Source organism: Apibacter muscae (assembly GCF_007845635.1).
In the GTDB taxonomy this organism is placed as follows: domain Bacteria; phylum Bacteroidota; class Bacteroidia; order Flavobacteriales; family Weeksellaceae; genus Apibacter; species Apibacter muscae.
The window spans coordinates 138,179-160,198 of the sequence record NZ_SELG01000032.1 but is presented as its reverse complement, the minus strand read 5'-3'; the positions used below and the strand labels follow the sequence as shown (position 1 = coordinate 160,198).

Below are 22,020 nucleotides of genomic sequence, written 5' to 3'. Positions count from 1 at the left end.
TAAATCTCAATTATATATATGAAATCTCAAGAAGATGCTTTGAAAAAAGTTGTGGCACATGCTAAAGAATATGGTTTTGTTTTTCCTTCAAGTGAATTGTATGATGGATTATCAGCCATCTATGATTACGGACAAAACGGTGTAGAGTTAAAGAACAATCTAAAGCAATATTGGTGGAAGGCTATGGTGCAGCTAAATGATAATATTACAGGAATTGACTCTGCAATATTTATGCATCCAACCATTTGGAAAGCATCTGGACATGTTGACGCATTCAATGATCCATTAATTGATAATAAAGACAGTAAAAAGAGATTTAGAGCGGATGTATTAGTTGAAGATTTTGCTGAAAAATTTGAAGAGAAAGCAAAAAAAGAAATTGAAAAAGCTAAGAAAAGATTTGGTGAGGATTTCGATCAGGAGCAATTTGAATCTACCCATCCTAAGGTTTTAGAATACAGAAAGCAAAAACAAGAAATTTTAGACCGATTAGCAAAAACTTTAGAAACAGATTTATCAAAAACCAAAGAGCTAATTGAAGAGTTAGGAATTGGAGATCCAGAAACTGGATCTAAAAATTGGACTGAAGTACGCCAGTTTAATCTCATGTTTGGAACCAAATTAGGATCTACGGTAGATTCTGCTACGGATCTATACCTTAGACCTGAAACTGCACAAGGGATTTTTGTTAATTATTTAAATGTACAAAAAACAGGTAGGAAAAAACTACCTTTTGGAATTGCACAGATAGGAAAGGCTTTTAGAAATGAAATTGTTGCACGACAGTTTATTTTTAGAATGAGAGAATTTGAACAAATGGAAATGCAGTTTTTTGTAGCTCCGGGTTCAGAACTTTCCTTTTTTGAAGAATGGAAAAATAAAAGATTAAACTGGCATTTAGCCTTAGGGTTGGGTAAAGAGAATTATCGTTTTCACGATCACGAAAAACTAGCGCACTACGCCAATGCAGCCACAGATATTGAATTTCAATTTCCTTTTGGATTTAAAGAATTGGAAGGAATTCACTCAAGAACGGATTTTGATCTTTCCGCTCATGAAAAATTTTCAGGAAAAAAAATTCAATATTTTGATCCCGAATTAAATAAAAATTATGTGCCTTATGTGGTAGAAACCTCCGTAGGTTTAGATCGATTATTCTTAGCGGTAATTTCTAATTCTTATAAGGAAGAAAGTTTAGAAGATGGAACTACTAGAACTGTACTGGCTTTACCGCCAGCGATAGCTCCAACGAAATTGGCGATTTTCCCACTTGTGAAAAAAGACGGTTTGCCTGAGTATGCACAAAAGATTTTCAATGATTTAAAATACGATTATAATATCATGTATGAAGATAAAGATGCTATAGGTAAAAGATATAGAAGACAAGATGCTATAGGCACGCCGTATTGCATTACCGTTGATCATAATACATTAAAAGATAATACTGTAACTATAAGAGATAGAGATACTATGACGCAAGAAAGAGTATCCGTTGATTCACTGCGTGAAATAATTGATCCAAAAGTAAATATGAAATCTTTATTAAAAATTTTATAATTTAAAAATTTAATCATGCTTCATAAGGAGATTTTATTAAAATCTCCTTATTTATTTTTTAGTAGAATAATTAATATTAAAAATAGATTTTTATGAAATTGCAAGAAAATTTATATTCTTATACAATTGGAGCTGAGGATTATTTAATTCATCAGTTATTTAGCGCCACAAATAATGAAAATTTTAAAAAACAAAGAAAAAAAGGATTGTTAATTTGGACTTTACTATTTGGTATTCTTGCCTTGGTTTTCTTTATTCAAAAAAATTTCCTTTTAACCATTTACTTTATAATTTTTGGAATAATATTTTTTTTCGTTTATCCCTATTATTCAAGTTGGGTTTATAAAAGGTATTTTAAAAGAATTGTACAAAGAAATTTTCCTAACGATAAGGAAGCTGTTACCTTAAAAATATCAAGTAAAAACTTTATTCTCTCTAATCAAAAAGAACAAGGTGAGATAGCTATCGCTGATTTAGAAAGCATTAATGAAATAGCAACACATTTATTTTTGAGATTTAAAGATGGAAAAAATATAATTATCCCTATGTTAGAAGTTGAAAATAAAAATTTATTACTAAATCAAATGTCTTCTTTAGCTCAAGAAAATTCCTTTTCTTACTACAAAAATTTAAATTGGAAATGGAAATAAATAAAATCATAAGTTAAAAAAATAAAACATATAAAAACTTTGTTTCAAGCAGATTTCATACATTTGAAAGAAAACAATACAAAAAAATGAATACTTTTGATGTTATCGTTATTGGTTCTGGACCAGGAGGTTATGTAGCTGCCATACGTTGTGCACAGTTAGGTTTTAAAACAGCTATTATTGAAAAATATTCCACCTTAGGAGGTACTTGTTTAAATGTTGGTTGTATTCCATCCAAAGCCTTATTAGACTCTTCAGAACATTATTATAATGCCGTTCATAATTTCGAAAACTTAGGAATTGATATTCAGCAACCTAAAGCTAATCTAAATAGAATGGCTCAGAGAAAAAATGAAGTTGTTGATCAAACCACTAAAGGAATAAATTATCTAATGGATAAAAACAAGATTGTGGTTTACCAAGGTGTTGGAAGTTTTATTTCAGAGAAACAAATTGCGGTTAAAAAATCTGGAGGAGAAACGGAAGTATTAGAATCAAAATATTTTATAATAGCCACAGGTTCAAAACCTGTAAATTTGCCATTTGCCCCTGTAGATAAAGAAAGAATAATCACTTCAACTGAAGCCTTAAATTTAAAAGAAATACCCAAGCATTTAATAGTAATTGGCGGAGGAGTGATAGGTTTGGAATTAGGTTCTGTTTATAAAAGATTAGGTGCAGAAGTTACTGTAATTGAATATTTAGATTCTTTAATCCCTACGATGGATGGAGCTTTATCTAAGGAATTACAAAGAGTGCTTAAAAAACAAGGTATGAAGTTCTCACTTTCAACAAAAGTTACAAGTATTAAGAGAACCGGAGGAGAAATTGAAGTACATTGCGAGGCTAAAGACGGTGAAAAATTATCTTTTCAAGGAGATTATTGTTTAGTATCAGTAGGAAGAAAACCTTATACAGATGGATTAGGTTTGGAAAATATAAATTTAGGGGTTGATGAAAAAGGTAGAATTAAAGTTAATGCTTATTTACAAACCCAAGTTCCTAATATTTATGCGATTGGGGATGTAGTAGAAGGGCCTATGCTAGCGCATAAAGCTGAGGAGGAAGGAGTCTTTGTGGCAGAAATATTAGCAGGTCAGAAACCACATATAAACTATCATTTAATCCCAGGGGTCGTATACACTTGGCCAGAAGTGTCGGGGGTAGGATATACTGAAGAACAATTAAAAGAAAAAGGAAAACAATACAAAGTTGGTCAATTTCCTATGAGAGCTTTAGGAAGAGCTAGAGCTAGTGGAGATATAGAAGGTTTTGTAAAAATTCTGGCAGATAAAAAAACAGATGAAGTTTTAGGGGTTCATATTATTGCTGCACGAGCAGCGGATCTAATTGCAGATGCTGTAACATTAATGGAATATAGAGCTTCTGCAGAAGATATTGCAAGAATGTGCCATGCGCATCCCACTTATTCAGAAGCGTTAAAGGAAGCAGCTTTAGATGCAACCGATAAGAGAGCTATTCATATGTAGTATTTCTGAAATTTAAATGGAATTAGATATAGTTAAGATTTAACGCTTTAAATCTAAAGATATTTAGAAATTTTATTTAATCAAGAGTATTAATTAATACTTTATAATTATCGTAGTATTAAATATAAATTATAATTATGGAATATAATTTTTTATTAATGTTTATAGTTTCTTTAATTTTAGTTGTAGGAGCTTTTATCTATTTGTTTAATCGCTTTATACACACTGAAAATCAAAGAAGAAATTTTGAATTGCGCATGAAGAACTCAGAGAACGTATTGCCAAATAAACTTCAGGCTTATGAGCGAATGGTTCTATTTCTTGAAAGAATCCGTCCTTCATCAATGATTAGAAGAACACCAGATGCTCATAATATCTCTGATTTAGAAATGCTTTTAATTGAAACTGTTCAAGTAGAATTTGATCATAATTTGTCTCAACAAATTTATATAAGACCAGAAACTTGGAAGGTTATTTTAGCCGCTAAAAATGCAACTCAGATTATGATTAAGAACGTTTTTCATTCTCTAGAAAGCACAGCTACAGTTCAAGAAGCTAGGGAGGCACTGTTAAATCAAGCAATAAATCAAGAAGAGTCTTCCTCGTCAACGGCTATATTATATTTACAAAAGGATATTCAAGGGATTATTTAAATTTTAGGATATGAATATTAAATCCTTAGCGGAAGAGGAACGTCCTAGAGAAAAGTTATTAGTTAAAGGAAAACAAGCATTAACAGATACAGAGCTTTTAGCAATAGTTTTAGGTAGTGGAACTAGGCAAGAAAGCGTTATTAGACTGTCTCAGCGAATTTTATCTTCGGTAAATTATAATTGGAATGAGCTTGCGAAATTATCCATTTCAGATTTATGTAAATTTAATGGAATTGGAAAGGTAAAAGCGATTGAAATAATTACAGCCTTAGAAATTGGTAGAAGAAAGTCTTTGCAGGAAGCTTTAAAAATAGTAAGCATTTCTTCCTCAGAAGATGCTTTTCAACTTATACATCCTCTTTTATCAGATTTAATTATTGAAGAATTTTGGGTTATTTTTCTTAATAAATCTAACGGAATGTTAGGGAAGGAAAAAATTTCTCAAGGTGGAATAACAGGGACTGTTGTAGATGTTCGTTTAATATTTAAAAGAGCATTAGAACTAAATGCTGTTTCAATAATTGTATTTCACAATCATCCATCAGGCAGTTTAAAACCTAGTGAGGAGGATGTTAGGATTACCAAAGAAATTAAAGAGGCTGGTAATTTATTGAAAATTATGCTTTTAGATCATTTAGTAGTAAATCAAACTTCGTATTTTAGCTTTGCAGATGAAGGCTTTATTTAATTGGTAACAAGTAAAAAATCCTAGTATATTTTTAATTTTATTAAAAATATACTAGAATTAAAATATTATTTTAATAATCCAGCTCTCTTAAGTAAAGCTTCAGGCATAGGTTTTCTTCCTCTAAAATCTATATATAGATCCATAGGATTTTGCGTCCCACCTTTGCTAAGTAAAGTTTTAAATTTTTTAGCCGTTTCTTTATCAAAGATTCCCTTTTCTTTAAATAGTTCAAATGCATCTGCATCTAAAATTTCTGCCCATTTGTAGGAATAATATCCTGCCGCATATCCACCCTGGAATATATGGGAGAAGGATGTGCTTATGCAAGTTTTTTCAATATGTGGATATAATTGAGCTTTCTTTGTTTGCTCTTGCTCAAAGTTTTCAATAGAATCTTCGGGTTTTAATTTATTCGTATGGTAACCCATATCAAGTAAACCTAAACCAATTTGACGTAGGGTTTGATAACCTTGCATAAAATTTGCTGATTCCACTATTTTGTCAATTTTTTCATCACTTAAAACTTCACCCGTCTGGTAATGAATGGCAAAAGTTTTTAGAAAATCTTTTTCGTAAACAAAGTTTTCCATAAATTGTGAAGGTAGTTCTACAAAATCCCAATACACATTTGTCCCCGAAAGAGATTCAAAAACAGTATCAGCCAATATACCATGTAAAGCATGACCGAATTCATGAAAAAGTGTAGTAACTTCATTAAAAGTAAGCAAAGAAGGAGTATTTCCATTAGGTCTTGAAAAATTACAAACTATGGAAATGTGAGGTCTTATATTTTCTTTGCCTTGCTTGTATTGTCCTCGGTATGAGGTCATCCATGCACCGGCTCTTTTTCCTTCCCGAGGGTGAAAATCTGCGTAAAATAAAGCAAGGTGTTCGTTATTCTCATTTAAAACCTCATAGGTAATAACTTCCGAATGATATTTTTGAATATCCTTTCTTTCAAGAAAAGAAACTCCGTAAAGTTTTTTAGCAGCCTTAAATGCAGCTTCCAGAACTTGATTTAAAGGGAAATAAGGCTTTAGCTCTTCTTCCGAAAAGGAAAATTTTTCTTCTCTCAGTTTTTCAGAATAATAGGCATGATCGTATGGCATTAATTCTATTATTCCATCTTTTTCTGCTAAATGCATTAATTCATTAATTTCATTTTCAGCGAAAGGTCTAGCTTTACTTAAAAGATCGTCTAGGAACTCATAAACTAGGGTAGGAGTATTAGCCATTCTTTCAACTAAAATAAAATCAGCATAGGTGTTAAATCCTAATAATTGAGCTTTCTTATCTCTTAAAGTTACAATTTTATGAATAATCTCTTCGTTGTTAAATTCATTGTTTTTAAAAGCTCTTTGCATGGATGCCGTATAGATTTCTTTTCTTAAATCTCTATTTTTAGCATATGTTAAGAATGGAATATAACTGGGGTATTGAAGAGTAAAAACCCATCCTTCTAAATTTCTTTTTTTTGCCTCAAGTTCTGCCATTTCCTTTATTGAAGCAGGAATACCTTCTATTTGATTTTCCTCAGTAAGATGCAAAAAGTAATCATTGGTTTCTTTTAAAACATTTTGTCCAAATTTTACAGATAAAATAGCCAACTCATTTGATATTTCTCTTAGCTTTTGTTTATCCTGCTGATTTAAAAGAGCTCCATTTCGTGAAAAATCTTGATAAGTCTTTTCTAACAACCTAAATTCTTCGGGGGTTAAATTACTAGGATCTCTGTTTGTGTAGACTTCTTTAATTTTATTAAAAAGTCTATCGTTAAAGATAATATCATTAGCATATTCAGTAAGAAGAGGAGAAACTTCAGTAGCAAGATTTTGTAGAAAATCATTGGTTTCTGCAGAATTTAAATTGAAAAAGGTTGAGGATATAATATTTAATTTTTTTCCTACAGACTCTAAAGCAACCATCGTATTTTCAAAGGTGGGCTTTTCTGAATTCTCAATAATTTTATTTAATTCTTGTTTAGCTATAAGAATACCTTCCTCAATAGCAGATTTAAATTCCTCTTGCTTAATTTTTTCAAAAGGAATACTCTCAAACGGGGTATTATATGAATTTAGTAGGGTATTATCGTTCATAAGTTTAAAATTCAATTTTAATTTTGAATTGGTAATTATTAATATAAATTTAATTTAAAATCATTAGCATCCTTAGTGCTACCAATTTCCATAAAAGTTAATTTTTTTTCTTCGGCAGAAAATAATTGCTTTGCTTTTTCCTTGTTGTTTATTTTTATGGCAGGAAAAGTATCGTAATGGCAAGCAATAACATTTTGGGCTTGTACAAATTTAGAAGCAACAACAGCATCGTATACACCCATAGTATAAGTGTTTCCAATAGGTAATATGGCTATATGAATGTGGCCATAGACAAAAGGTAACAATTTCATGTCTGTACAAAGAGCGGTATCCCCCGAAAAATACACAACTTTTTCGTCAACTTTCATAAGGAAACCAGCAGCTAATCCTCCGTAAGTACCGTCAGGGAAAGATGAACTATGAATAGCATTTACCATTTTTACCTTGCCAAAGCCGAATTTTTTTACTCCTCCTATATTCATAGGTAATACTTTAATTCCCTTTTTACTGTAATGGGTGGCAATTTCTGCATTGGCTAGAATGGTTGCATTATTATTCTTAGCAATAGTTTCTGCATCTAAAATATGATCGTAGTGAGCATGACTTAAAAAAATATAGTCAGCTTTTATAGAATTTATATCTATATGCTTAGCTAATTCATTCTCAGTAATAAAAGGATCAATAATAAAACTTTCTGCAGAGGTTTTAAAAGCAAAACAGGCATGTCCATAATAAGTTATCTCCATAATGTTTTTTAATTAAGTTTATAGGATTCTTAAATTTGTTTTCAATCAAATTTAAGAAATAATATTATCTTTGAGAGGCTTAAATAATTAGTAATGAGAAAATCTCTAGTAACATTAATTTTATTTTTATTTTGGACATTAACATTTGCACAGGTTGATCTGGGAATAAAAGGAGGGATGGCTTTTGGTTATGACGGTACATTAAAGCAAACCATTACGAATATCAAAGAAAGTAAAGCAAAGAATAATATTGGCTGGCATATTGGCTTTTATAGTAGAATTCATTTGCTAAGTTGGTATTTACAACCAGAACTTTACTTTTCATCAATGAAAAATAATTTCGAATCATCAACGGAAGGTAGTTTTACTACTCACTCTAACCGATTAGATATTCCTGTGCTGGTTGGGAAAAAGATTTTGAGTATTGGGAGAATTTATGCAGGTCCATTGTTTTCTACCTCAGTTAATGAAGGGATTTCTTTAAAAAGAATAAGTAAAACTAAATCCGATGATTTTTCTTTAGGAGGGCAAATAGGTGTTGGCGTAGATATCTCAAAATTAACTTTGGATGCCCGATATGAATTTGGATTCAATAAATCCAATACTAATTTCGTTAATAAAGTCACACATCAAGAATTTACAATTGAAAAGAAACAAAATTCTTTATTGTTAAGTGTGGGATATAAATTTTAAAAAGGATGTTGTAATCATTAATTTAAATTGAAATGCGGAGATTTTCTTATGGATTTATAGTCATCTTTATATTATTTTTATCCATTTTTTCATGTAGAGAAGATTTAGATTATCAAACAGCTTCTCATCCTCTTAGGTTTTCTAAAGATACCATACTTTTAGATACCGTTTTTTCAACTATTCGTTCTCAAACTTATGTTCTTAAGGTTTATAATCAACAAAATGAGGATGTAACGATTCCTCTTATATACTTAGATAAAGGTATAAATTCTCAGTTTAAAATTAATGTAGACGGTACTCCGGGAACCCATGAAAATAATAATAGATTTGTAAATGTTCCTATTAAAGCTAAGGATAAGATTTCCATTTTCATTGAAGTTGCGCCAAAGTCTATAGACTCTACGTCTTTGGTTGCAGATGAAGATTTAATTTTTAATACTTTAGGAAATTCTCAAAAAGTTAAATTACTAACATTGATTGAAGATGCAGATTTTTATTACTCTGCAGGAGGAAATATAAAAATTAATTCTGATTTGGTGTGGGATAAAAGTAAACCGAAGGTAATTTACGGAAATTTAGAAATTGACAATGGTTCTAAATTAACAATTGAAGAAGGCTCTCAGATTTATTTTCATAAAGATGCAAGTTTAATAATTAATAATAAAAGTAAGTTATTTGTAAACGGAACTTTAAATAGTAAAGTTACTTTTAGGAGTGATAGACGTAATGCGAGATACGATTCCTTAGCGGGTAATTGGAAACAAATTAAATTAATGCCTCAGGCTGAAGCTACTATTAATTATTCTCTTCTAAAAGGAGGTGAAAATGCATTCTATTTGGAAGAAGGTTCAAAATTAAATATTACCAATACCGAGATTTATAATTTTCTTTACTCTGGTATATATTCAGAAGGAGGAAACGTGGTTGGACAAAATTTGGCCATGAACAATTTTGGCTTGGCAGCCTTGTTTGTGGAAAATGGAGGGAATTATAATTTTACACATTGTACATTTGCTAATTATTGGAATTTAACCACAGGTACCACTTATTCCGTTTATCTTTCAAATAAACAACAAAATTCAGCGGAAAATATTTATAAAGATTTGTCAGTAACATTCAATAATAACATATTTTGGGGGAGATCTGCAAACAATCTATATCTAGACAATAAAAACTTAAAGTTATTTAATTATAAATTCAATACAAACCTTATCAGAAATAGTAACTTAAATATTAATACAGATTCCAATTTTAATAATACAATTCTTGATAAAGATCCATTATTCAATAAAACTAGTTATTCAAATACTGTTCTTAGCTTAAAACCGAATTCTCCAGCAAAAAATAATGGAAACCCTAACTTTTCAGTTACTGTACCTTTAGATATATTAGGTGTTGATAGAGCTCTAAATCCATCCTTAGGAGCTTACCAGTAATAAAATTCTAATCTTTAGATATTTAATGATGTTAAAATTATTAAATAAAATTAGAAGGAAAGAGTATCTTAGTGGATATACCTAATGATAAATATTAAAAGGCTATTTTAAATAACTTATTTAAAATAGCCTTTAATATTATAAAGTATGAAATAAATTTTAACTTAAATAAAAACCCATATCATCATCTCTTAATGAAACTAAAGCCTCAACATTATCTTTTTGTACAGATAAAGGTTTAAAATATTGACGAGCAATTTGAATAATTTGATTTTTATCAATCATCTTAGTTAGCAAATTCCCTGATTGTAAAGTACATGCCTCATTGTAAGGTATGTCTTGATGATTGTTATATTCACCAAGTGTAACTTTGCCAGGAGCATAAGCATAAAAATTACCGTTTTCATCTTTAAAAGTACAAGCTCCTTGCTCAGTATAAATAAACCATACATTGTTGTGAAATAGAGATCTACTATTTTTACTAACAATCAAACTTACTTCTGAAGGATATCTTAAAAACAAAATATCAATTGTCATAGCCATAATTTTATAATTTTTAGTCGTTATCTGATTAAAGATGAATCATCTATGGCTACAAATATAAAAGATTGCCTATACTCAAATTTAAGGATATCCGTAAGTTTGGGTTATACTTTAATGAAAAATACAATTTTTTACATAAAGGGCATGAAAGCTTTTAATACTTCTGCTGGAATGTCTAATATTTTATAATTTTCTGGAGAAACAAAAATAAGTTGCTGCTTACCTTTCCCTAACAGATTACCTGCTGAATCATAAACTTGATGAGATAATGTAGCAAATTTTCTGTTATATTCAGAAACTCTAATTTTAACACTTATTTTTTCGAATTCTCTGGTTTCATTGATATATTTATGTTCAAATGAACGGGTTAGTATTAAATACTTTGTATCCTTTAAATCAAAATCGGGTAAAACATAATTAAAAAATAATTCTCGGGTTTTACCCACCCATAGAGCATAAACCCCGAAATAAACGTTCCCTACAGAATTTGTATCAGCATAAGTAGCCATAAATGAATGTACAAACCATTTATCTTCAAAATGGCTACCGGTACTAACTTCTTTTATTTTACCATTCAATGCCGTTTGGGTGGCTTTAGATATTGATTTAAGCACAGGTATTTCTGAAGCAACATCCATAACTTCTTCAACTTTCTCTTTCACAACCCTCAATAAATCGGTGTTTAACACTAACCAGCAAACATATAGAATTGGTAAAATAGATCCTAATATCATTAACCATGCGACTTGTAAAAAATATCCACAGGCAAATATTACTAAAGAAAACGCACCTATGGAAAATAATTTAACCTGAGGTAAAGAATGTTGGGAGTTAGGGACAAAACATCTGGCAATTCCAAGAGCGGCATAAGCCACGAAGAAAGTTGCAAAGAAAACCATGAAATATTCAATCTCACAATTTATTAAAACTCCAAATACAGCTATAAAGCCCGCTAAAATGAATGTAGGTATTGGAGAATTAATAATTCCCTCGGGGATCATAGAAAGAATAGGGCTGTTACTAGATTTAGAATTTTCTTTTAAAAACCATTTTGTTGCAATATATCCACTATCCAAGGTAGTTATTATAGCTAATGTTATAAATATAAAGTAACTAGTAGGAATCCACCAGGGGAATATAGATTGGAAATGCAACATATATTTTACAATCAAGTCATGTCCGTATTCTAATCCACCTAAGCCCACAAATGTCATATTTGGTGAAAACCAAGGATTGTTAAATACCAAACTTGCTAAAAATCCATGAAAGATTAAAAAGAAAAAGAAAATTAATCCTCCCCACATATAGCTTACGGATATATTAACATTTTCTTTTCTCATTTCAATAGCTCGTTGCCATTGCTGTAAATCTAGCCAAGGACCAACAAAAAAACCTATCAAAATAGGAATTAGGTAACCCCAAAAAATAGGTTTACAAGTTTCAATTTTTATCCAAGCCGAATATTGAACTAACTCGGAAGGACTGAAAAAACATAATATAGAAATAACGCTTAGTAGTATAAGAATACCTGCGAAAAGATGCCAATACTTTATGGTTTTAATAGTAAACTCTTCACCAATCAAGCAAGCAGCTGATATAATAAGAGCAGCAACTAATAATAATAAAAAAACTTGCAAAATAGTACCCTGGGTTTCCCAATCAGGCCAAAAGGAAACTAATAAAGGCATAACAAGATATTTAATTATAGCAAATATGGTTAGGGTAAGAGCAATTAACTGATAAAGGTATAAACTTAAACGAAAGGGTTTGGACCAACGCTTAAAAAAACGTTCTAATGACTCAGAACCTTTATCGCGAGAGGCGATTTTTTGAGTTCCATAACCAAATAAAAACAATCCTAGAGCATTGAGAAATGCAAAACTGAATAAGCCTGTTAAACCAAATAAAAAGGTCATTTGTACGGAAAAAAATAATCCCAAGCCCCATAACCATGACAGAGCAACAGAATTGCCCCATAACCATGATTTTAAAAATTTATAACCCATAGAGAAAAAACTTGATCTTTAAAGAATTTGAATGTCTAAATTACGGAATAAAAACTAAATCTTAGTTTATTTAAAATAAAAAACCCTTATACTTTTTGTAAAGGCATAAGAGTAAATATATTGTTTGATGTTATAAAAGTTAATTAAATACGATCTCCATCGTATTCTTTATCTTTTTGTCCAAAATCAACAATTCTCTTCATCCAGTAAAGAAGTACTAGGCAAAGAATAACAACAAAGATCCAATCAGCAAAATGTCCAATAATTGGTAATATTTTAAAAGACCATGTAAATAATTTCCCAATACCAATGATTAAATCTGTCATGATTAAAAATTTTTTATTTTTACTTTTGCAAATACAAATATAGAAAAATGTATTCAAATTCCCCCTTTAAAAATTATTTTTTAATAGTAATATCCTTAATTGCAGTTGTATTTTTATGGTTTATTGGCTATTTTAGAATACAAGAAAGAATTGAACAAGCTTACCTATTGCAAGTAATTTTTATAAGCGCTTTATCCTTTACATTGAATGTATTTATAATATTTAATATAAATTCTCAGAAAAAAAGAAAAATTATACCTCTGGCTATTTACATAGTATTATTTGGAGCATTTTTTAAAGAATTTTATTCTATAAATATGGGGGTTGTATATTTGCTATGTACATTAGTATTATTATTAGTTTTGGATGTATTATCCATATCTTCTTCATTTAAATATTTTAATATTGGAGCTTTAATAACCATCTCAAGTTTATTGTATTTTCCTATAATAGTTATGGTTCCTTTATTTTTTTTTATAACCTTACTTTACTATAAGAAAAAAATAAATATATCTCAATACATAGCCGGAGTTTTTGTTGCATCAATTTTAATCTTGGAAGTTACATTTTTAACAGGGAATTTTTCTTACATTGAACATTGGATTCAAAACTTGCATGTACCCAAATTTCATATTGAATATCAAATACCGATCATAATCATTATATTTATCATAACCATCTATGGTTGGATTTATCAATATACAAATCAAACCATTAATAACAGTATTGAACAATCTTCTAAATATACGATCCTAGTCTTTTACTTATTCGCATGGATATTAATCTATGCTTTATTTATGGGTGATAATTACCACTTATTAATTTTTGTAAGCTTACCTGTGAGTCTGATCTTACCTAAAAGCATATAGTAAAATAGGGTTATTAAACTATTATAAATATATTTTTTTTCTTATCCGGCTTAAACTTTCAGGAGTTATTCCTAAATAAGAAGCTATTAGGTGTAATGGAACTCTTTGTAAAAGTTTAGGGTTTTCATTTACAATTTTTAAATACCTTTCCTGTGCGGAGACGTTTAGGGAACAATCTAAACGTTGTAAGGTATGGGTGTAGGCATTTTGGTATAAAATCCGATAGAATTTTTCTAGGGCTGGAATTTTATCAAATAAAATTTCCAATGCATCATTACTTAATTGATAAATATCTGAGTTCTCAATTGCAACAATGGTTTGGTTAGACGGAGTTTTGTTTATAAAACTATACATATCACCGATCCAATAATCTTCCATCGCAAAATTTACTACGTTTTCTAAACCATTAGAATCTGTTGAATAAGAATAAAGTAAACCTTGATTCACATAGAAAGTTGAATTGCAAACCTCTCTGGAACACAAAATTTTATGTTTCTTTTTAACTTGAAAATGATCCATGTAACTTAATAAAAGATTAAATTCATGATCGGAAATTGGGATTCGTGAACGGAAGTGTTGTAGTAGAAGATTACACATTCAATTATATTAATTTTTAGCTATAAATTAGAAGTTCTAAATTAGCAAAAAATACGTTGGAAACTATTTAAGAGTAATGAATTCATGAGTAAAACTAAAGAAACCCCTTTAATGAAGCAATACAATAGCATCAAAGCAAGATATCCGGATGCTTTGCTATTGTTTAGAGTAGGAGATTTTTATGAAACTTTTGGGGAAGATGCTATAAAGGCATCTAAAATACTTGGAATAGTACTAACTAAAAGAGCCAACGGACAAGCGAGTCATATAGAATTGGCTGGGTTTCCACACCATTCTTTAGATGTGTATTTACCAAAATTGGTACGTTCGGGTTTACGAGTTGCAATATGCGATCAATTGGAGGATCCGGCAACGGCTAAGGGGATTGTAAAAAGAGGAGTAACAGAATTAGTAACTCCTGGAGTTACTTTTAACGATAAGGTTTTAGAAGGTAAGAATAATAATTTTTTACTCTCCGTACATCAGGAAAAAGAAAACTATGGGATTGTTCTTTTAGATGTATCAACGGGCGAATTTTTTATGACCGAAGGAAATTCACACAAATTAAAACAGCTGGTTGATAATTTTAAACCTACTGAAATTATTTATCAAAGGAAAAAAAACTTACCCTTTGAAATTTCTTCTTACTCTTTTCAATTAGAAGATTGGGCATATCAATTTGATTATGCTTACGAAAAACTTACCCAACATTTTAAAACTAACTCTTTAAAAGGTTTTGGAGTAGATGATTTAAGATTAGGAATTGTAGCCGCCGGTGCAGTTTTTTCGTATCTAGTGGATGACACGCATCATAAATTATTAGACCATATATCCGGTATACAGAGATTGCCCCAAGATACTTTTGTAGAAATGGATCAGTTTACCATTAAGAATTTAGAAATTATAGCAGGGGCTAACAATTCCTCCGTATCTTTACTCAATATTCTAGATCAATCACTCACACATATGGGAGGGCGAATGATTCGCCGTTGGTTACTAATGCCACTTAAAGATATAAAAGTTATAAATAGAAGACTTAGTTTAGTACGTTATTTTTTAAATAATCCTAAAGTTACTACACCTCTTAAAGAAGAATTAAAGGGAATTTCAGATGTTGAAAGACTTTTAGGTAAACTTGCCGGTGAAAGGATCTCTCCGAAAGAGTTTGGTTATTTAAGAGACTCATTAGTTAAATATTTAAAAATTGAGCAAATACTTCTATCTGAAAAAAATATAGACTTAAAATCCTTAGGGGAATTTAAAGACACTCGGGAAACCGTTAATTTATTAATCAATCAATTAAATGAGGATTTACCGGTAGCTTTAGCTAAAGGGAATGTAATAAAAGAAGGAGTATCAGAAGAACTTGATCGTCTACGTTCGTTAAAAGAAAACGGCAAAGAATATTTAGAGAATTTATGTTTAAAAGAATCAGAAAAGTCAGGGATTCCAAGTTTAAAAATAGATTTTAATAATGTTTTTGGTTATTATTTAGAGGTTAGAAATACACATAAAGATAAAGTTCCCCAAGAATGGGTAAGAAAACAAACCTTAGTAAATGCAGAACGATACATTACCGAGGAACTAAAAGAATACGAAAGTCAAATCCTAGGAGCTGAGGAAAAAATATCAGTATTAGAATCCGAATTATACAAAAAACTTAATGCAGAGGTAAAAAAATCTTTATTAGAAATTCAGCATAATACACGTATAATAGCAACAATAGATAGTTTAATTTCATTTGCAGAAGTAGCTCAAGAAAATTATTATACTCAACCTCACTTAGATGAATCTAAAACCATTGAAATCACAGAGGGGAGACATCCGGTTATTGAAAAACAATTGCCATTAGGAGAAGTCTACGTATCGAATTCGGTTTATTTAGATGATAAAACCCAACAAATATTAATGATTACCGGGCCCAATATGGCGGGTAAATCTGCTTTGCTCCGCCAAACAGCTTTAATTGTATTAATGGCTCAAATAGGAAGTTTTGTTCCTGCTAAAAATGCCAAAATTGGAATTGTAGATAAAATTTTTACCCGAGTAGGAGCATCCGATAATCTATCAAAAGGAGAATCCACCTTTATGGTTGAAATGAACGAAACAGCCAGTATATTAAATAATATTTCTGAAAGAAGTTTAATATTATTGGATGAAATAGGGAGGGGGACAAGTACTTACGACGGCGTTTCTATAGCTTGGGCAATCGCAGAATATTTGCATGAACACCCCACGTGCCCGAAAACTTTATTTGCCACTCATTACCATGAATTAAATGAAATGACCGGTTCATTTAAAAGGATTAAAAATTTTAATGTAAGCATAAAAGAACTGAAAGATTCTATAGTTTTTCTAAGGAAACTTGTGGCTGGCGGTAGTGAGCACAGTTTTGGTATACACGTAGCAAAACTTGCAGGCATGCCCGTAAGTTTGACCCAAAGAGCAGAGCAAATATTAAAAACCTTAGAAAATAAGGATGTTAGAAAAGATCTTAAAAATCGAACAAAAATGCTGACAGAGGAAAATATGCAGTTGAGTTTTTTTCAATTGGATGATCCGGTACTAGAAAATATTAGAGAAGAAATTCTTAAAACAGATTTAAATACCTTAACTCCAATAGAAGCCCTTATGAAATTAAACCATATTAAAAAGATGATAGGAGGGTAATTCATATTATTTATTGATCTATGAAAGAATTTATTTAGTTTATAAAAACTAAATAAATAACATCATACACAACATAAAATTTTTCATAACATTTATGAAAATCTATATATTTGTACTTGAAACTATATTAATATGAAAAAATTACTATGATTACTATTCTTAGAACATTCCTACTATAACATTATTTAGTAAAACCAAAATGAAGATTTATAAATCTTCATGGAATAATTCATGGGCTTTAGAGTTTAATAGAGACTCCCTATCCTTTAAAGAAATTTAAAAATTAATTTATAAATATTACTACTATGAAAAGACTTTTTTTAGCTTTATTTTTATCCCTTGTCGGATTTATCTCGGCACAAATCCAAGACTTAGCTACTTTGGCAAGCGGTAAATTGGTTTACAATACAATATTATATGACACGGACAATCAGGTATACGGTTATATTTATTTTTTCAACCAAGGAGATGTGGATAAAGAAAACACTCAGATGGAATATGTATTATTAGATAAAAATTTAAATAAAGTAGCGAATAATACTTTTACTTTTAAAAACTATAATATTAAAATTAATTCCTATTTCTCTTTTTGCAATTATTTAAATAATAATGAGATTGCTTTAGGAATGCGCTATACAACGAAAAACAAACCTAGTATTTATAGTTTTAGAACAATTAAGATTAATGAGAAAACAGTTTCTCCAGAATACTGGTATAGAAACGGAAATATAGAAGAAGTCCCTACAGATTATAAAGAATATAAAAAAATAATAAAAGAAGTCAATAATACTGGATTTTTTAGTACTAATAAAAAAAACAACGGTTTCTTCGTTAAAGAATTATATAATAAAAAATTTGGAACTAATAAATTCATTAAATTCTATAATACTAACAAAGAGCTACAATGGGAATATGAATACAATCCAAATGCAAAATCTAATAACTTTAACACTATTTCCATTCAACATAGTTCTGAAAACACCATTTATTTATTACAATCACAAAATAATGGAAGGTATGCAACAGAATATAAAATTGTTGCATTAAATTCTAAAAATGGAGAAAAAAAATATGAATATGTTTTTGAAAACAACAACAGTAACTATAGCCATTCATTAATTACTAAAGAAATTAATAATCAGTTAGTTATTGTCGGAAATTACTCTAAATACAACAAAGAAAAAACATTTGATTTAGATAAGAATTTAGGTTTTTACACTATTATATTAGATGAAAAAGGAAATAAAATAAAAGAAAAATATACCCAATGGGAGGATTTTAAAGGACTAATAGATATAGATGAGAAAGGTCGGGTAGAAAAGAACTACCGTTTACGACCAACCGAATTTTATATATTTAATAATGGAAGTATCGCTATTTTAACAGAAAAGTTTAAACAGGCTAAAAATGGTATAGGTAATTTTATTCCCATTCCTATTATCAACGTTATTGTAGATGAAGCTACTAAAAGAGAACAAAAAATTGATGATTTCGTCTTATTTTTAATGGATACCAATTTTAATGTAAAAAATGTAAAAACCATTGAGAAAGATTTAACTAAAGGCTATTCCTATAATTATTTATTTTCTCAATATTCAAAGAATAGAAATGAAGTTGCTTTCTTTTATCAAAACTATTTAATATCCGATAAAGAATGGGTGTTGGGGGTAAATACTATTAACAGCAAAGGAGAACTGAAAGAAGATAGAATACCGATGACATCCAAAGAAGAAAAATATACCTTATCACCCATTCCAGCTAAAGAGGGTTATATCTTGCTAAGAGAATACAATGAAAAGGATGATAAATACAACCAACTCCGTTTAGAAAAATTAAATTAATAAATATTATACTTCAATAAAAGCCTGTTTTAAACAGGCTTTTTATAAATTAAATTATTCCATCATTGATAATGAAAAAATTACTTTTATTTCTATTATTATCCATCAGTGGATTTATCTCGGCACAAATGCAAGACTTAGCCACATTAGCAAGTGGAAAATTGGTTTATAGCCAAATATTATTGGATACAGAAGATCAGGTATATGGCTATATTTATTTTTTTAATCAAGAAAATATAGATGAAGATCATATACAAATGGAGTATGTTTTATTAGATAAAAATTTAAATAGAGTGGCTAATCACTCTTTTAAGATGCATCAATACAACAAAATGTTAGTTACAAGATATTTTAGAGATTGTTCTCTTATTAATAATAACCAATTACTATTACGTCTAAGTCATCAGCCTATGAATGCACTGCCTATTGAGTCATTTTCAATTCTATCGATAAAAGAAAAAACCATCTCCCCGGAGTTTTGGTATTACAATGATGCTATTGAAGAAATACCCAAAAGCTATCCAGAATATGAAAAAAAAGCCTTTTATTTTAAAAATACAGGAATTGCAATTCCGGATAAAAATCACAATGGTTTTTATATAAAAGAGCAACCCTATACTAAGGTTGGGACCAATAAGTTTTTGAAATTTTATGATTTGAAAAATCAGTTGCAATGGAGCTATGAATATAACACAAGTACAAAAAATAAAGAACAAAACACGATTTATATTAATAATAATAAATCTGAAACTATTTATCTTCTTGAATCTAATTCCCTTAAAAAAGATAAAATCGTAGCTATTAACTCACAGAATGGTAAAATAGAATTTCGTTATACATTCGATAATAACCTCACTAAGATTTATCATGATTTTAATTCTAAAGTAATCAATAACCAATTTATAATTACAGGCAATTATTACAAATACGAGGGTTATACTGATTCTTATAATTTAAATATGTCCTTAGGGTTTTATCGAATAATTATAGATAAAAATGGGAATAAAATAAATGAGAAATATATTCCTTGGGAAGATTTAAATGAGCAAATAAATATTAACAAAAATGGAAAGGTAGATAAAAAATACTTTTTACGTCCCAATGGATTTTATATATTCGAAGATGGTTCCGTCTGCTTTTTAACCGATAAGTATCAACCCAATTCCAGCTCCTCAGATTTTGTTTTATTTTTTATGGATCCGGATTTTAAACTGAAAAAGATTGAAACCATAGCTAAAGAACCATTCAAAGGAACTCAGTACAATTACTTATTTTCACAATTTTCAAAAGAAAAAAATGAATATACCTTTTTCTACAAAAATTATATAACCTCTAATAAAGAATGGGTTTTAGGAGTAGTAACTCTCAATAAGGAAGGTATAATAAAAGAAGATAAAATACCGATGAGTTCAAAAGATGAAAAATTCACTATTTTGCCAATTCCAGCTAAAGAAGGTTATATTTTATTAAGAGAATACAATGAAAATGACGAAAAATACAACCAACTTCGTTTAGAAAAATTAAATTAATCTTACATAATTATGAAAAGAAAACTATATTTCTATTTACTTTGCCTGTTTATATATTCAACTACCTGGGCACAGACTGCTAAATTAGCAAAACTATCGGAGGGTAAGCTGGTTTACTACACCCCTTTATTAGATGCGTATTCAGAAAAAGAACTTGGTCTATATGGATATTTTTTTATCTTTAATAAGGACAGAACCCAACGTACAGAGTATAATTATGAATACGTTTTATTAGACAAGAATTTAAACAAAGTATTTTCCGGAGAATTTTCAGAGCAATATAATAAGGGAATTAATACAAGAAAATATTTTGAGGGATGGTATATTAATAAACAAGTATTACTCAATGTATACGAAGATGGTGATAAAATGAAAAATAGAAACAGATGGCAGCGATTGATTGATCTAAAAACCAACAAAGTATCAGATCCCTTTTATGTCAATGACAGCCAATCCAATTTCCCCATAGATATAGGAAAAAATTCTAATGCTTTTTATTATAGCCTATTTCCCTACTCTCAAACTGGTTTTTTTTATAACAATTTTAAATGGCCTTACCCATTATGTTTTTATAAGGAATTAAAACCAGGAGAGCCAACTTGGTGCTTAAAAAATAGTAAACAAAATAAACAGACCCTAAAAAAATATACTGATTTTTGGTTATCTCCGGTTAATGAAGAAATTGGTTTACTTGAAGAGAAAAATATAAAGGAAACTTCTTCTAAAAAAATATTGGACTTACGGTATAAGCTAATTAATATGAAAGACGGATCTACTATTACCACCTTATCTATACCAGATCCGGAGAAAAAAGATTCAATTATTAATGGATTAAATAAAAATTTACAATTCCATTTTAATACCTATGGTAATATTGAGGATAATTTATTAAAAGTTTCCAAAACAAATTTTTCCGATAGGGTTATAAATCCTGATCCGTTTAAAATTATTGTCAAAGAATATTATTCACTGGATACTGGAAAAAAGGTGAAGACCGATATCTTTAATTTAAAAGATTTATCTTCCTTCATGAATTATACTCCAGACTATAAGGTCATGAATAATGGAAAAAAATGGGAATTAAAGCTAATTGAACATCTTAAATTAATAAATAATAATTCAATTCTTATTTTTGAAGAAACAAATCAAAATTCTGAAAAATCTGAATTTGGCAATTTGTATTTTGTTGAGCTTAATAAAGATTTAAAAGTAATTAAGTTCACTAAAACGAATATTAAAAGTAGAATTTTTACTAAAAAAGAAGATCAGCAAGAAATTATAGAGAATACTAGAAAGAAACTTAGTGATTTAGGGATTTCTATATCAGTTAGTGAAAGTTGGCTAAAAAAACTACCATTAGAAGATATAGAATTTACCAAACAAATAGAGGATGGAACTATAGTTATCTTTTATAAACAAAAAAATGAAGAAGGAAAAATAAATACTCTTTCTTCCCTTTCTTATAAAGATGGAAAAATAAAACAATTGCCAGATTTCCCTATAAAGACAGAGGAAGGAAGCAAAATATCTTTCTTACCTGCTAAAAATGGTTATTTATTATTGTATGAAGAATTTGAGGATGAAAACAAAATGCCGGAACTTCGGTTAGAAAAAATAAACTATTAAAATA

General features: G+C 29.3%; 18 protein-coding genes. 12 read left to right on the top strand and 6 right to left on the bottom strand.

Annotated features, from left to right (window positions below):
* Positions 1–18 precede the first annotated feature (18 nt).
* The 5 genes from ETU08_RS05800 (at position 19) to radC (ending at position 5,038) form a co-directional block, all read left to right on the top strand.
* Positions 19–1,557, top strand: a complete 1,539-nt coding sequence (locus ETU08_RS05800; protein ID WP_146262081.1) for a glycine--tRNA ligase — start codon at positions 19–21, stop codon at positions 1,555–1,557.
* Between the two features lie 92 nt (positions 1,558–1,649).
* A complete protein-coding gene (locus ETU08_RS05795) occupies positions 1,650–2,207 on the top strand; it encodes a hypothetical protein (protein WP_146262080.1) in 558 nt (185 codons plus the stop codon).
* 86 nt (positions 2,208–2,293) lie between these two features.
* Positions 2,294–3,697, top strand: coding sequence for a dihydrolipoyl dehydrogenase (gene lpdA, locus ETU08_RS05790; protein ID WP_146262079.1), 1,404 nt, complete (start codon positions 2,294–2,296; stop codon positions 3,695–3,697).
* Between the two features lie 137 nt (positions 3,698–3,834).
* Entirely contained in the window at positions 3,835–4,350 is a 516-nt protein-coding gene (locus tag ETU08_RS05785; RefSeq protein ID WP_146262078.1) for a DUF7935 family protein, read from the top strand.
* A gap of 10 nt (positions 4,351–4,360) precedes the next feature.
* Positions 4,361–5,038, top strand: a complete 678-nt coding sequence (gene radC / locus ETU08_RS05780; protein ID WP_146262077.1) for a RadC family protein — start codon at positions 4,361–4,363, stop codon at positions 5,036–5,038.
* A 65-nt stretch (positions 5,039–5,103) separates the two neighbouring features.
* Here radC and ETU08_RS05775 read toward each other — a convergent pair whose 3' ends face one another.
* Positions 5,104–7,134, bottom strand: coding sequence for a M3 family metallopeptidase (locus tag ETU08_RS05775; protein ID WP_146262076.1), 2,031 nt, complete (start codon positions 7,132–7,134; stop codon positions 5,104–5,106).
* Between the two features lie 38 nt (positions 7,135–7,172).
* Positions 7,173–7,880: a metal-dependent hydrolase gene (locus ETU08_RS05770; RefSeq protein WP_146262075.1), complete on the bottom strand. Its 708-nt coding sequence runs from the start codon at positions 7,878–7,880 to the stop codon at positions 7,173–7,175.
* A gap of 93 nt (positions 7,881–7,973) precedes the next feature.
* On the opposite strand from ETU08_RS05770, the gene ETU08_RS05765 reads away from it, so the two are divergent.
* On the top strand, positions 7,974–8,573 hold the full coding sequence (locus tag ETU08_RS05765; RefSeq protein WP_146262074.1) for a porin family protein: 600 nt from the start codon (positions 7,974–7,976) through the stop codon (positions 8,571–8,573).
* Positions 8,574–8,605: 32 nt separating this feature from the next.
* On the top strand, positions 8,606–10,009 hold the full coding sequence (locus ETU08_RS05760) for a hypothetical protein (protein WP_146262073.1): 1,404 nt from the start codon (positions 8,606–8,608) through the stop codon (positions 10,007–10,009).
* Positions 10,010–10,168: 159 nt separating this feature from the next.
* Here ETU08_RS05760 and ETU08_RS05755 read toward each other — a convergent pair whose 3' ends face one another.
* From ETU08_RS05755 to ETU08_RS05745, 3 genes are all read right to left on the bottom strand, one after another.
* Positions 10,169–10,546 carry a hypothetical protein gene (locus tag ETU08_RS05755; protein ID WP_146262072.1) on the bottom strand — a complete coding sequence of 126 codons (378 nt, stop codon included), beginning with the start codon at positions 10,544–10,546 and terminating at the stop codon, positions 10,169–10,171.
* 137 nt (positions 10,547–10,683) lie between these two features.
* Positions 10,684–12,558 carry an acyl-CoA thioesterase gene (locus ETU08_RS05750; protein WP_146262071.1) on the bottom strand — a complete coding sequence of 625 codons (1,875 nt, stop codon included), beginning with the start codon at positions 12,556–12,558 and terminating at the stop codon, positions 10,684–10,686.
* 143 nt (positions 12,559–12,701) lie between these two features.
* A complete protein-coding gene (locus ETU08_RS05745; RefSeq protein WP_146262070.1) occupies positions 12,702–12,884 on the bottom strand; it encodes a DUF6341 family protein in 183 nt (60 codons plus the stop codon).
* Positions 12,885–12,931: 47 nt separating this feature from the next.
* On the opposite strand from ETU08_RS05745, the gene ETU08_RS05740 reads away from it, so the two are divergent.
* Complete coding sequence (locus tag ETU08_RS05740) at positions 12,932–13,753, top strand: DUF6427 family protein (protein WP_146262069.1); 822 nt, start codon at positions 12,932–12,934, stop codon at positions 13,751–13,753.
* Between the two features lie 21 nt (positions 13,754–13,774).
* On the opposite strand, the gene ETU08_RS05735 is transcribed toward ETU08_RS05740, so the two are convergent.
* Positions 13,775–14,350 carry a Crp/Fnr family transcriptional regulator gene (locus tag ETU08_RS05735; protein ID WP_146262068.1) on the bottom strand — a complete coding sequence of 192 codons (576 nt, stop codon included), beginning with the start codon at positions 14,348–14,350 and terminating at the stop codon, positions 13,775–13,777.
* A gap of 84 nt (positions 14,351–14,434) precedes the next feature.
* On the opposite strand from ETU08_RS05735, the gene mutS reads away from it, so the two are divergent.
* The 4 genes from mutS to ETU08_RS05715 all read left to right on the top strand — a co-directional run bounded on the left by mutS (position 14,435) and on the right by ETU08_RS05715 (position 22,016).
* Positions 14,435–17,020: a DNA mismatch repair protein MutS gene (mutS, locus tag ETU08_RS05730; RefSeq protein WP_146262067.1), complete on the top strand. Its 2,586-nt coding sequence runs from the start codon at positions 14,435–14,437 to the stop codon at positions 17,018–17,020.
* Between the two features lie 305 nt (positions 17,021–17,325).
* Positions 17,326–18,861 (top strand): DUF6770 family protein, encoded by a 1,536-nt coding sequence (locus ETU08_RS05725; RefSeq protein WP_146262066.1) that lies wholly within the window; start codon positions 17,326–17,328, stop codon positions 18,859–18,861.
* Between the two features lie 71 nt (positions 18,862–18,932).
* A complete protein-coding gene (locus ETU08_RS05720) occupies positions 18,933–20,390 on the top strand; it encodes a hypothetical protein (RefSeq protein ID WP_146262065.1) in 1,458 nt (485 codons plus the stop codon).
* A gap of 12 nt (positions 20,391–20,402) precedes the next feature.
* Positions 20,403–22,016 (top strand): hypothetical protein, encoded by a 1,614-nt coding sequence (locus ETU08_RS05715; protein ID WP_146262064.1) that lies wholly within the window; start codon positions 20,403–20,405, stop codon positions 22,014–22,016.
* Positions 22,017–22,020 lie beyond the last annotated feature (4 nt).